8 protein-coding genes are annotated in these 13363 nt (G+C 60.1%); 2 read left to right on the top strand and 6 right to left on the bottom strand.

Features of this window, described 5'->3' with window-relative positions; genetic code table 11:
- Positions 1-12 precede the first annotated feature (12 nt).
- The 3 genes from tolQ to PFAS1_RS22265 all read right to left on the bottom strand — a co-directional run bounded on the left by tolQ (position 13) and on the right by PFAS1_RS22265 (position 5294).
- Entirely contained in the window at positions 13-714 is a 702-nt protein-coding gene (tolQ, locus tag PFAS1_RS22275) for a protein TolQ (RefSeq protein WP_076030538.1), read from the bottom strand.
- Between the two features lie 96 nt (positions 715-810).
- Positions 811-2724 carry a phytase gene (locus tag PFAS1_RS22270; protein ID WP_076030537.1) on the bottom strand — a complete coding sequence of 638 codons (1914 nt, stop codon included), beginning with the start codon at positions 2722-2724 and terminating at the stop codon, positions 811-813.
- A 41-nt stretch (positions 2725-2765) separates the two neighbouring features.
- On the bottom strand, positions 2766-5294 hold the full coding sequence (locus tag PFAS1_RS22265; RefSeq protein WP_076030536.1) for a TonB-dependent receptor: 2529 nt from the start codon (positions 5292-5294) through the stop codon (positions 2766-2768).
- A 346-nt stretch (positions 5295-5640) separates the two neighbouring features.
- On the opposite strand from PFAS1_RS22265, the gene PFAS1_RS22260 reads away from it, so the two are divergent.
- The gene (locus PFAS1_RS22260) at positions 5641-6555 is read left to right on the top strand and encodes a GGDEF domain-containing protein (protein ID WP_074875492.1); all 915 of its coding nucleotides are present in this window, start codon (positions 5641-5643) and stop codon (positions 6553-6555) included.
- Positions 6556-6564: 9 nt separating this feature from the next.
- Complete coding sequence (locus tag PFAS1_RS22255) at positions 6565-7602, top strand: AraC family transcriptional regulator (protein ID WP_076030535.1); 1038 nt, start codon at positions 6565-6567, stop codon at positions 7600-7602.
- Between the two features lie 130 nt (positions 7603-7732).
- Here PFAS1_RS22255 and fabF read toward each other — a convergent pair whose 3' ends face one another.
- The 3 genes from fabF to PFAS1_RS22240 are packed head-to-tail and all read right to left on the bottom strand — an operon-like array spanning position 7733 to position 13333.
- Positions 7733-9031, bottom strand: coding sequence for a beta-ketoacyl-ACP synthase II (gene fabF, locus PFAS1_RS22250; RefSeq protein WP_076030534.1), 1299 nt, complete (start codon positions 9029-9031; stop codon positions 7733-7735).
- A gap of 46 nt (positions 9032-9077) precedes the next feature.
- Positions 9078-12227, bottom strand: coding sequence for an efflux RND transporter permease subunit (locus tag PFAS1_RS22245; protein ID WP_076030533.1), 3150 nt, complete (start codon positions 12225-12227; stop codon positions 9078-9080).
- Positions 12224-13333, bottom strand: a complete 1110-nt coding sequence (locus tag PFAS1_RS22240; RefSeq protein WP_076030532.1) for an efflux RND transporter periplasmic adaptor subunit — start codon at positions 13331-13333, stop codon at positions 12224-12226. The genes PFAS1_RS22245 and PFAS1_RS22240 overlap by 4 nt, the downstream gene beginning before the upstream one ends.
- Positions 13334-13363: the final 30 nt, after the last annotated feature.

Genomic DNA, 13363 nt, shown 5'->3' with positions numbered 1-13363 from the left:
TTCATTCTCCTCTCAGGCTGCGGCGGCCAGGTTCAACGACTTGCCGTGCAACGTGCGATGCAAGCGCACTTGAAGCTCATTGCCGAAGGCGTAGTAACGGGTGAGCAAGGTCTGGCTGCGGGAGGAAAAACGGTTGTAGGCAATCACCGCCGGAATTGCCGCAAACAGGCCGATGGCCGTGGCGATCAGCGCTTCGGCGATGCCCGGTGCCACGGTCGACAGCGTTGCTTGCTGCACCTGAGACAAGCCGAGAAACGAGTTCATGATTCCCCAAACGGTACCGAACAGGCCGATGTAAGGGCTGACCGAACCGACAGTCGCGAGGAACTGCAAGCTTTTCTCCAACTGCACTTCCTGCTCGCTGATGGCAACGTACAACGCGCGCTCCACTCCTTCGAGCACCACGTCGGCGGCATTGCCCGTGTGCTGATGAAGATGATTGAACTCGTGAAGCCCGGCGTGAAATATCGCCTCGACGCCGTTCTCGCTGTCAGCCGTCTCCCGGTACAGCGGCAGCAGATCCGTCGTGTCGCGAAAGCGCTGCACAAAAGCGTTCATCTGCCGTTCGCGCTGCTGCAGCACGCGACTGCGCTGGATGATCAAGTACCAACTGAGCAACGAGGCCAGCAACAGGGTAAGCATGACCGCTTTGACCAACAGACTGGCGTCGCTGATCAACCCCCAGATCGTCATGTGTTCGAGTGTGGCCTGCATGGTGAAACTCCTTGTCTGATGCTCGCGGGCCGCCGATGCGCGACGGCCGTTGAGCTATTCGATGAAAAACGGATGACGCGTTGATGACAGCTCGGGTCAAGGCAACTTCAGGGCCTGGGTGACTTCGGCCCACGGCACAAATTTGAAGTTCTGCGTCTGCTCGGGCATGCGTTTGCGGCCGTCCTGCACCACCAACAGGCCTTGACTCCAAGGTCCGCCGAGGTTCACCGAAGTGACCTCCAGGCCGTCGGTTTCCGCCGCGCCGTCGATGCCGAGCTCGGCGTTCAAACCGACGCGAAAGGCGCCGCGCGAAGCAAACGGTGGCTCGGCATCCAGCACCAGGTAGCTATCGTTGCCTTGGCTGGAGATCACCAAGTAGTCGTGAGCCGCACTTTGATAGAGCGCCAGTCCTTCCACATCGGCCTGCAGTTGCGGCCCGACCTTGATTACGCTGCTCAATGTCGCCGGTTGATCGGCGCGGGCATCCACCGCCCAGACGCCGACATCTTCTTCACCGAGAAACAGTCGTTGGCGCTGGTCGTCGGCCACGCACCCTTCGGGTTGGCTATCGACCTTGAACTGACGCACCAACTCACCGAGCACCGTGCCGTTCGGCGCGCTCAGGCCGTATTGCAGGAAGGTGCCGTCCTTGTCATTGGCAATGGCGTAAAGCTCGCCACTCGGTGGCTGAAACAGGCAGATGCCGTAGATGTCCTTGAGCGGCGTGGGGATCTCGCCGGCTTCGCGCAACTCGCCGTTATGACGGTCGATGCTGAACAGGCTGAGGCTGTTGCGATCGCGATTGCTGGCCACGGCGAGGTCGACCGTCTGCTGGCCGAGTTTGAAATTCGGTCGCACGTCGACATTGTTCAGGCGTCCGACCGGCAGGTCCTGCAGCAACTTGCCTTGCAGGTCGTACGCCAGCAGCCCCTGCTTTTTATTGGTGCCCAGTACGCGGCTCAGGGAGGGTTGCTGCGGGTGAATCCAGATCGCCGGATCGTCCGCCGCATCGCCCTGGCGCCCGACCGGATCACTTTGACTCAGCGCTTTTACGCTTGGCAGCACTGGCGTCAACGGCATCGGCGTAGGTTGCCAGTCGAGCACGCCTTGATACAGTCGGCCGTCGTCATCGTCACGCAGCAGTATTTGCAGGCCTTTATCGGTCGGGCGCAGGGCGAGGTTTTCCGGTTCGTTCAAGCCTGGCAGCGCCAGGATTGCCTGAGCTGACCAGCGTTCATCCTGCTGCTGATAGAGGTGCAATTGCGCCGCTTTCGGGTCGAGCGCGACGATGCCACCCGGCACCAACGCCATGGCGCCTGCGGTTTTTTTGATCTCGCCGAACGGTTCACGCATGGCCACCGGGCTGCGCGTGACATCAGCTTCGGGATGCGCCGGGTAGGCCCACCATCCGACGTTTTCCTCGTTGACCACCAACTGATTGGCGCCATCGTCGACCTGGCAATCCGTTGCCGAAGGCGGCAGGGGCAAACCGCGCACTCGTTGTGGCTGCGAGTTGAGCGTCGCGCCTTTGCCCACCAGCCATTGCTCACCCTTGCCCTCCTCGCCCACAAGAAACAGGAACAAGTTGCTCGCATCGTCGCGGTACAGGCACAGACCATTGACCGGGTAATCGCGCGGCGGCAGATAAACCGGTTGACCCCATGTGCGCTTGCGCGGATCAAGGCTGACCAACATCGCTTGCTGACGATTGTTGTCGAGGCTCGCGACCAACACTTGTTGGCCGGCGGCGCGGCTGTCCACGCCATTGAATGAACCCTGCAAACGCAGCTGTTCCTTGCCTTGCGCATCCAGCAAGAGCAAGCCGTCACGCTCGCTGGCGGCGAGGCGTTCGCCGTCGGGGCTGGCGGGCAGAAACGCCACGGCGTCGACCGACAGGTTCGGTGCCCAGGGTTTCAGAGACAGGGTCGGCGCAGCCGCCAGCACCTGGCCGGTGGTCAGGCAAATCAATGCAGCCAACACGTGGCGCTTGGGTAGAAACGAAATACTCATGAACAGGCAAAGTCCTTGTCGTAAGAGAGCTGCAACGGGGCTTAGAAGTGGGTGAAGGTCAGGCCGAGCTTGTAGGTCGGGCCATATTCTTCGTACTGGCCGTTGTAGGAGCGGTTGCCGGTGTAAACGAAATAGGGCTCGTCGGTGAGGTTCTGCGCCTCGAAGCTGACCTGGAGGTTTTTGGTCAGCGAGTAACGAGCGCTGAAGTCGACAAAGGTCTGGGCATCGACGTGCAGGTCGTGGGCCTTGTCATTGATCGAGGCGAGCTCAAAGAGGTAATCCGACTTGTAGTTGGCCGACAGGCGCAGGCTCAGCTTGTCGTCCTCCCAACCGAGCATCAGGTTGCCGACCGTATCGGCCTGATTGGGCAAATCGATGCTGCGCTTGCGATTGATACCGCTGGCAGCGTCGAAGCCTTTGATCTCGGCATCCGATCGGCTGAAGGTGGTGTTGGCGCCAATCAGCAGGCCGTTCCAGGGCGCCGGCAACCAGTCGAATTTCTGTGAGTACGCCAGTTCCAGGCCATAGAGTTTGGCGCTGTCGCCGTTGGCGAACGTGTGGGCTTCGGAGAAATCGACCCAGGCACCCGAGCCTGCCAGGTCGGTGTTGTAGACGAAGTTCTTGATGTCCTTGTAGAACACGAACGCCGAGACGGTGCCGGCGCGGCCCATGTAGTGCTCGATACCGAGGTCGAGATTGCTCGACTCCAGCGGTTTGAGTTCCGGGTTGCCAAACGTGGCCTCGTCATCGTCGATGACAAACCCGGGCGCGAGCTGGCCGAAAGTCGGGCGCACCACGGATTTGGTCCAGGCCGCACGGACCTGAGTGTTCTTGTCCAGTTGATAGCGTGCGTGCAGCCCCGGCAACCAGTGGTGATAACGGCGCTTGGTCTCGGTGGACTGGAACTCGCCGTCGGTCACGCCGGTGCCCTTTGCTTTGAACTCGGTGCCCTCGTAACGCAGGCCGGCGATAAAGCGCCAGTCGTCGATATCGAGGGTGTTCATCAGGTAGCCGGAGTTGATGTCCTCGCTGATCTTGAAGTCGTTGACCCGCGATTCGGTCTCGTCATAGAAATCCGCTTGATTGAGGCCGCCGATCAACTGCTTGACCGCACTGCCACTGATACCCGGCCCGAACTGGCCGAGACGGTAGTCGACATTGCCCTTCTTGAATTGCGTCAGATTGAGTTGGTCATCACTGAAACCGAGATCGTCGAAGTCTTCATAGACCCAGGCGTCGAGGTTGTTGTCCTTGTTGCGCCGGCTGACCTTGCCACCGAATTTGACCTGGGACGCGTAGCCTTTGAAGTCGTAGTCGCGAGCGAGATCCAGGCGCAGGTTTTTCTCGGTGTCGGTGGTTTTCTGTTTTTCCCAGTCGACTTTGTCGAGGCTGAAATTGCTCGGGTCGTAGAAGGCCTGGCCAATGATCGGCCGTGGCTTGTCGTTGTCGTAGAAACCGCTGTCGGTGAAGTTATCAATACCGGCGAATTTGGCATTGGCGATGTGGCCCGGGCTGTCTTCGCTGGAGCGGCTGTAACCGGCCTGGCTGCTGACAGTCCAGAGGCCGAACATGCGCTCGCCACCGAAAACGTAGGACTGGATTTCCTGGGTCTCTTCGCGCTGCTTGAGTTTGCGCGAACCTTCGGCGTCACCCAATTCGCCTGCGGCCTGTGGATCGGCGAATTCGAAGCTGGTGGAGTTACGCGTTTCGCTGTCCTTGTAGCGGCTGTAAAGCGTGCGCAGGTAATAGCTGCTGAGGTCATCAGGCTTGTAATCGAAGTTCAGGCCACCGCCAGCACGTTCGCGGCTGATGTCGTAGTCACGTTGCTCGAACTCCTCAAGTTTGGCGCCCTGCTCGAAATCCCAGGCACCGCCGGTTTCGACGTTGTCCGAGCCGAAGTCGCGCTTCTGCCAGCTCAGCGCGGCGGCGACACCGAAGTTGTCGATGCCATCGCCGAGACTGAAACGGTCACTGACGGCGCCGGAAAACTTCGGGCTGGTCTGGTGGGTGTTCTTGTCATAACTGGCTTCGCTGCTGCCGGTGTAGAACAGGCCCGTGTGATCGAAGGCCGAGAGGCTTTTCACATCAACGGTGCCGCCCAGCGAGTTGGCATCCATGTCCGGGGTCAGGGTCTTGATCACCGACAAGGACTGCACCAGTTCCGAGGGCAACACATCGAGGGCCACGGCGCGACGTTCGCTTTCCGGCGACGGCACCAGCGTGCCGTTGATGGTCACGCTGTTGAGGTCCGGCCCCAGACCGCGCACGCTGACAAACCGTCCTTCGCCCTGATCACGCTCGACGCTGACCCCCGGCAACCGCTGCACCGCTTCGGCGACGTTTTCGTCCGGCAATTGAGCCACGCCGTCAGCATGCACCACGCTCTTGATGCTGTCGGAGTTGCGCTGTTCCTTCAGTGCCTGATCGATGCTCGCAGCCTGCCCGACCACTTCGACGTGTTCAGTGATGGGTGCGGTTTCAGCGGCGCTCAGGCGTTCGCTGGCCATTGCCATGGCCAAGGCGGTGAGCGTAAAGCTGACGATCCCGGCGGTGCTGCTGCGCTGGTACATGGTGGTCCTCCCCAGAGTCCTGTAAACGCCAGGCAAGTGGCCCGGCAACTGGGAGGGCACGCTAGGGTCGACGGATGACAGTCCTGTGACACAGGTTGGCGGGAAGCGCTTTAAACCGGGGTTTTTACCGGTATTGCGGCACACATTGAGCTGATTTGACCTGTCACCGCCAGCCACCACTCAACTCCCCGCACCTGCCGAAGGCTGCGTGAGGGTATTCAGGGCATCGGCAGACAGAAAACTGCGCAGGGCCATGAGCTGATTCGACCTCAAACCCCGGTCACATCGCTGTCACAAACATCTGCTGTGCTGACGCGCATTACCTCTTCGCCAAAGGATCACGGCCATGTTTTCAGTGCTCAAACCCCATCGTTGGAAACTCGCGCTGCTGCTGTTGGCGGCGAACATGGGATTGCTGCTGCACCTGGCCTGCGGTGAGCTGAAAAGTGTCAGCGAATGGGTCTGGCTGGACATCATCGGCGAAGGGGGATCCGCGCTGCTCGCGCTGGTCTGGCTGGGCCTGGTGCTCAAGAGTCGTCCGGCCGGGCGCGTCACCAATTACCTGGCACTGGGCTTGAGTTGCATCTTTTTTTCCTGGTGGATCGATAGCCTTGACGAGTTCATCCGCCTGCCCGACAGCATTACCTGGGACCACTGGCTGGAGTCCGGGCCGATGCCGGTGGGCATGATTCTGCTGACACTCGGCATCTATCACTGGCACCGCGAACAACTGGCGATCAGCGCGCAAATGGAAAAGCGCGAAAGGCTCTTTCGCGAACACCGGCTGTTCGACAAACTCACCCCTTTGGGCGGTGCCGATTACCTCAAGCGCCAGTTGATCAGCAGCCTTGAGGACAGCCAGGGTCAAGCGCAACCCTTGTCATTGCTGGCGCTGGACATCGATAACTTCGCGGCGATCAATCAGGCGTTCGGGCATGCCGAAGGCGATGCCGTATTGCAGGCGCTCAGTCATTTGCTGCTGCTCAACCTGCGCCGCCAGGACCTGCTCTGCCGACTGGCCGGCGATCGTTTCGTGGTGTTGTTGCCCAACACCGGTGAGAGCCAGGCACGCCTGCTGGCGCTGGAACTGCAACAGGCAGTACAAGGGTTGGCCCACAAAACCCGACAACACGGCGAACGCATACACCTGTCGGCCAGCACGGCAGTGGTCATGGCCGTGGAAGAAGCGCCGGACGCCCTGCTCAAACGCCTCAACCTGGCACTGGCCCGGGCCAAACAGCCCTTGGCAAAAATTGCCTGAGGCCCGCTCATGACCCTGAAAAATACCTGGTTCGAAACCGACAGCCGTTTCATTCCCGGGCATTACCAACCCGCAACCCTGATTGATCTGGCGCTGTCCCGGGACATTGACAGCCATCGCCTGCTGCGCGGGACTGGACTGTTTCATGAGGACATCCTGGCCGGCCAGACTCGTCTCAGCCCGCAACAATTTCTAGGGTTGATCGGCAATAGCCGGCGCTTGCTGGATGCCGATGACAGCAGTTTTTTGTTCGGCCAGCGGTTGCTGCCGGGGCATTACGGCCCTGCCAGCCACGCCCTGCGCCACGCGCAAAACCTGCACCAGGCCCTCGACACTCTGGTGCAACAGCAGGCGGTGCTCTGCCCGCTGGCCACGCCGCGGCTGGTGCTGGATGAAAAGCACGCCTATTTCTACTGGCTGGACAGCTGCGGCGCGGGCGAGCAATGGCGTTTTTTGCTGGAGGCGAGCATGACCTCAATCGTTGCCATGAGCCGGTCACAGAGCGGCCAGCGCCTGCCGTGGGAATGCAGCTTCAGCCATGCCGAACCGCGTTATGTCGAGCAGTACTGGGTGCACCTGGGCGAGCACACACAGTTCAAACGCCCGCTGGACCTCATGCGCATCCCCCGGGAATTTCTCGCCCAATCCTGGCCCGACGCCTCGGCCACCGCGGGCCAGGTCGCCCGCCAGGAAGCCCACCGACAAATCGAACAATTGGGCTTTGCCTCAAGCTTCATCGACTGTGTTAACCGCTACCTGCAAAGCCACGTGCGCCAAGCTCCCAACCTCGAACAAGCCGCCCAGGCCTTCGCCATGAGTCCCGCCACGCTCAAGCGCAAACTGCAAAAACACGACACAGGATTTCAACAGCAGGTGGATTTGGTGCGCAAGCACGTGGCGCTTTACCTGTATCAGATAAAGGGATTCAGTAATGAACAAGTGGCGGACTATCTGAGATTCAACGATGCAGCTAACTTCCGGCGCTCCTTCAAACGCTGGACCGGCAGCACGCCCAACCTGATTCGCGAGATGTTCAATACCCATTGAGGTCGGATTTGTGTGTGTGTGTGTGTGTGTGTGCGACAGAATGTAGCCAAACCAGATCGCCGTAATACGAACATAAGCTGTCTGGATCCCCTGCACCCACTGCTCAGCTCCGGTTGTCGTCATTTGAGCGTCACACTTCTGACTCCGGATCCCAACGGCGAAACAGCACGCTGGCGTTAACACCACCGAAACCGAATCCATTTGAGAGCGCATGCGTGATCGACAACTGCCGAGCGTTGAGTGCGACCAGATCAAGGCCGCCGGCCGCCTCATCGGGATGATCGAGATTCAGTGTGGGCGGCACCACCTGGTCGCGAAGCGCTAGTACGGTGAACACAGCTTCAATGCCTCCAGCCGCTCCAAGCAGATGCCCGGTGGCGGACTTGGTCGAGCTGATCGCGACGCTTGAGTCGCTCCCGAATATCGAACGAATCGCTGCCAGTTCGCCTTTGTCACCGACCTGCGTGGAGGTCGCATGTGCATTGATATGCTGAACATCGGCAGGACTCACAGCCGCCTGGCGCAGTGCCTGTTCCATGGCGCGGCGTGCGCCGCTGCCGTCCTCCGGACCCGCCGTCAAGTGATAGGCATCGGCGCTGGTGCCGTAACCGACCAGTTCCGCCAGTGGTTTGGCTCCACGAGCCAACGCATGCTCCAATGACTCGATCACCAGTAACCCGGCTCCTTCGGACATGACGAAGCCGTCACGGTCGCGATCAAAGGGACGTGAAGCCTGCTGTGGGTACTCGGCAAAGCCAGTAGATAGCGCGCGGGCCGCCGCAAAACAACCCAGGGTTACACGGTCTATCGCGGCTTCGGTACCGCCGCATATGGCGATATCCGCCTCACCACTTCTGATGATTCTGGCCGCATCGCCGATGGCTTGTACTCCAGCAGCACAGGCTGTTACCGGAGCGCCGAGCGGCCCTTTGAATCCGTTCCGAATGGATACGTGCCCGGCCGCCATGTTGGCGAGAAAAGACGGCGCAGTGAATGGCGACAATCGGCGAGGACCACGCGCATCGGTGGTGCGCACTGCATCGGCTATCGCGCCAAAGCCACCCACGCCCGATGAAATGATCGTGGCGGTCCGCTCCTGGTCTGTGACTTCCATCGGATGCCAGTCTGCCTGCTCCAAAGCTTCGTGCGCCGCCACAAGAGCAAACTCGATGAAGCGATCCATCTTCTTGCGATCCTTGGCCGAGATGATGCGCTCCGGGTCGTAACCCGCGATGGCATCCTCTTCCAGAGACGGCACCTGGCCGCCTACTGCAACGCCCGTACCCTCAGTAATATCGTCGGGCAGGTTACGGATGCCAGAACGCCCAGCCAGCAGTCTCTTCCAGACTTCCTCTACTCCGCACCCCAGAGGCCCGACAATTCCGACGCCCGTGACCACGATTCGCTTTTGACCTTCGAGATTAATCATTGAACCCTCTTCATTTTTCAGTCGACGCCCACGCTATGGCCTATGGCTAAAGCTTTGTGGTGAGGTGAGCGGCGAGAGGACGGGATGGCGTCCTATCCACCAGGCGTGCTTGCTTATTCGCTGTTTCGGTTTGACCCGTATTGTCAGGACGGATCTTGAACCAGATGGCGTACATCGCTGGCAGGAACACCAATGTCATGATGGTTCCGACCAAAGTACCGCCGATCAGGGTGTAGGCCAGCGTCCCCCAGAAGACGGAATGGGTCAGCGGAATAAACGCCAGGATTGCCGCGAGTGCTGTCAGCAGTACCGGGCGGGCACGCTGTACCGTGGCTTCGACCACTGCGTGAAACGGGTCCAGCCCTTCTTGCGCGTTGTGATGAATTTGCCCAATCAGAATGAGCGTATTGCGCATCAAAATGCCCGACAGCGCGATAAGGCCGACCAGGGCGTTGATACCAAACGGCTGCTGGAAGATCAGCAGCGTTGGCACCACGCCAATCAATCCCAGCGGCGAGGTGAAGAACACCATGATCATTGCCGAGATAGAACGCACCTGGACAATGATAATCAGCAGCGTCAAGGCAATCATGATGGGAACCAGCGGCACTATCGCCTGACCGGCCTTGCCCGATTCCTCGATCGCACCTGCTTGCTCGATCCGGTACCCGGCAGGCAGCTTGTCTATGATCGGCTGCAGTTGCTTGACGATCACACCCGATACATCGGGTGGCTGAAGGCCTTCGGCAATATCGCCGCGCACGGTGATAGTCGGCGTGCGGTCACGGCGCCTAAGAATCGGATCCTCCATACGCACATCCACCTCTCCGACCTGGGACAGAGGGATACGCTGACCCGCCGCGCCCACCAAGGTGAAGCCTTCAATCCGGGCGGGATCGAGCCGGATGTCCCCGGCGGCGCGCCCCACCACCTGCACTGAACGAATGCCTTCACGAACCGCCGTGATCGGCACTCCGGTCAGCAGGAATTGCAACTGCTGGGCGACTGCACTGGATGTCAGTCCAACCGCCTGCAAGCGATCCTGATCCAAGCTGAAATGCAGCGTCGGCGTCAGAGGGCCCCAGTCGCTGTTGACCGTCCTCATCATCGGGCTGGCCTGCATGACATCTTGTACACGACCCGCAATCTCGCGCAGCTTCGTCGGGTCCGGCCCCATCACCCGGTAGGCCACCGGGAATGGCGAATACGGACCAAATACAATTTGAGATGCCCTGACTCGGGCCTCTGGGGCGAGGCCTGCAGCGACCGCTTCGCGAAGACGGAACTTGAGGGTTTCACGCGCCTCCTGACTGTCCGTCAGCACCACGATCTTGGCGAACGATGGATCGGGCAGTTCTGGCGCCATCGCCAGGAAGAAACGCGGCGCGCCCTGCCCGATATAAGCCGTGACGATTTTTGCCTCTTCCTGCTGTTGCAGCCAGGCCTCGACCTTTGCCGCAGTGGCACTGGTCTGCTCGATGGAGGTTCCGTAGGGCATTTGCACCTCGACCATCACCTCGGGACGGTCCGAGGTCGGGAAGAACTGCTTCTTCACCAGGCTCATGCCCAGAACTGCCACGAAAAACAGCGTGATAACCGTGCCGGCCACCAGCCATTTACGGGCGATGACGCGTGTCAGAACCCGGCGGAAGCGGTTGTAATGGGGAGTGTTGTAGATAGCCGCATGCCCACCCTCGACCTTCTTGATGTCCGGCAACAACTTCACTCCCAGGTAAGGGGTGAAAGCCACCGCGACGACCCAGGAAGCGATCAGAGCAATGCCGACGATCCAGAACATGTTGCTGGTGTACTCGCCGGCAGTGGACTGGGCGAAACCGTTGGGCATGAAGCCAATCGCCGTTACCAGCGTACCGGAAAGCATCGGCGCGGCCGTATGACTCCAGGCATACGCGGAAGCTTTGATTCGGTCGTAGCCCTCCTCCATTTTCACTACCATCATTTCGATAGCAATGATCGCGTCGTCCACCAGCAGTCCCAGCGCCAGAATCAACGAACCAAGGGTAATACGGTCAAAATTCTTTCCGGTGGCCGCCATCACCACAAACACGATCGCCAGCGTCAACGGAACCGCCGCTGCGACCACGACGCCTACCCGCCAGCCCATGCTGAGAAAGCAGACAAGCATCACCACCAGCAGCGCGACAAAAAATTTGACCATGAACTCGCCGACAGCCGAGTCAATGTTCACGGCTTGATCGGTGACCTTGGTCAGCGTCATACCCAGCGGCATGCCTTCATTTATCTTCGTCGTCTCGGCATCCAGCGCCTTGCCCAGGTCCAGGCCATTCCAGCCCTCGCGCATTATGACCCCCAGCAACAAGGCCTCTTCGCCCTTATTGCGCACCAGGAACGTTGCGGGATCTTCATAACCACGCTCGATTGTCGCCACGTCTGCGAGTTTGAGCGTGCGCCCCTGAACCGCAATGGGTGTGTCACGAATCTTCTGCACCTTATCGAAGGCGCCATCCAGCCGGAGGAAGACCTGTGGCCCATTGGTTTCGATCGAACCGGCGGGTGTGAGCACGTTTTGATTATTCAGTGCGGCAAAGAGGTCCTGGGGAGAAACGCCCAAGGTGGCCAGTCGGTCATGGGAGAAGGACACAAAGATGCGCTCGGCTTGCTCACCGATGATGTTGACTTTCTTCACACCCGGCACATGCAACAGTTGTTGGCGCAACGCCTCAGCATCACGCACCAACAGTCGCTGCGGCTCGCCTTTGGCTTTGAGGGCGAACAGCGCAAACGTCACGTCCGAATACTCGTCGTTGACCAATGGCCCGATCACACCCGCCGGTAGCTTGGTGGCTTCGTCGTCGAGCTTTTTGCGCGCCTGATAAAACTCTTCCTGCACCTGTGAGGGTGGCGTGCGATCCAACAACGACACCATGGTGAAAGCGAGACCGGGCCGCGTATAGGTTTCCGTGCGGTCGTACCATTTCAGTTCTTGCAGGCGTTTTTCAAGTGGCTCTGCTACCTGATCCTGCATCTCTTGCGCCGTGGCGCCCGGCCACGCGGTAATGATCGTCAACTGCTTGACCGTAAACGGAGGATCTTCCGCACGCCCCAGCTGGAAGAACGCCAGGGTGCCTGCAACGGCAATCAGGAAGATCAGAAACACCGTAATAGATCGCTCACGAACGGCGATCGCGGAAAGATTGAAGCGACCCTCGCTCATGGACGCCCCCCGGCAACTTTTTCGTCATCCTGTTGCGGCAATCTCACCTCTTCACCTTCGCGCAACAGATGTGCGCCTAACGCTACGATCTGCTCGCCGATTTTGAGGTCGCCCGCGACTCGCACTGTGTCGTCGCTCAAGCCCAGGACTTGTACTGGTCGCCAGGTCACCTTCGCCGGCGTACCGGCGATCACCCACACGCCCGTGCCTTGGCCTGGGTCATAAACGGCAGCGATCGGTACTTGCAGCCCCTGCCCTTGCGTGATGGCTTCAGCGATCCGAAGTGTGACGGTCGAGCCTATCGGTGCATTGGCCAGCGAGCCCTCAAGCACGTACCGCGCCTCGAACGTGCGTGTCATTCGGTCGGCCGAGTCAGACAGCAGCCTCAGCTTCGCTGTAACAGCATCCGTGGTATTGCCATAAAGCGTTGCCTGCGCAGTGGATCCTGCTGCGGGGCGCAACGTCTCGGGCAGGTGCACGATGGCTTCGCGCTGTCCTGCCCGCGCCAGTCGAACCACGGGCTGTCCCGGGCTGACAACTTGTCCGGGCTCGGCGAGCGTCTCCACCACCACGCCGTCGGAATCGGCAAGCAGCACCGCATAACCAGAAGCATTACGGGCAACGTCAGCCTGCGCTTCTGCAGCGCCGAGCTGCGCCTTTGCAGTATCCGCTGCGGCTTTGATCTGGTCGTAGGCCGACGCAGAAATAGCCCCTGCGGCAACCAGACTGCGGTATCGCGCCTCGTCATCTGCTGTCTGCTTGGCTCGGGCTCGGGCGGCTATGACCGACTCTTGCTGTGCTCGCGCCTGCAACCCCAGGTCGATTGGGTCGAGGCGCATGAGTGGCTGACCACGCTTAACGGTCTGACCGGTGTCGACCAGACGCTCAAGCACCTTGCCTGATACCCGAAAGCCCAGGTCGCCCTGGACGCGGGCAACCACGACACCACTGAAAGAACGCGAGACGTCGGATGAAGCCTGAACAGCAGTGGACCTCACCAAAGGGGCATGCGTGCGTGGATCGTCAACGGTGGATGAGTCGCCACATGCCGTCAGGACGAGAGGCAACAAGCAAGCGGCAATGGGGAAAGGTCGAAGCCGGCGCATAGGTTCCCTTACTTAAACAAATAGGACAGG

It is taken from the genome of Pseudomonas frederiksbergensis (genome assembly GCF_001952935.1).
Classification (GTDB): Bacteria; Pseudomonadota; Gammaproteobacteria; order Pseudomonadales; family Pseudomonadaceae; genus Aquipseudomonas; species Aquipseudomonas frederiksbergensis.
The sequence above is the reverse complement of the archived record's forward strand: the minus strand, read 5'-3'. Positions and strand labels throughout refer to the sequence as shown.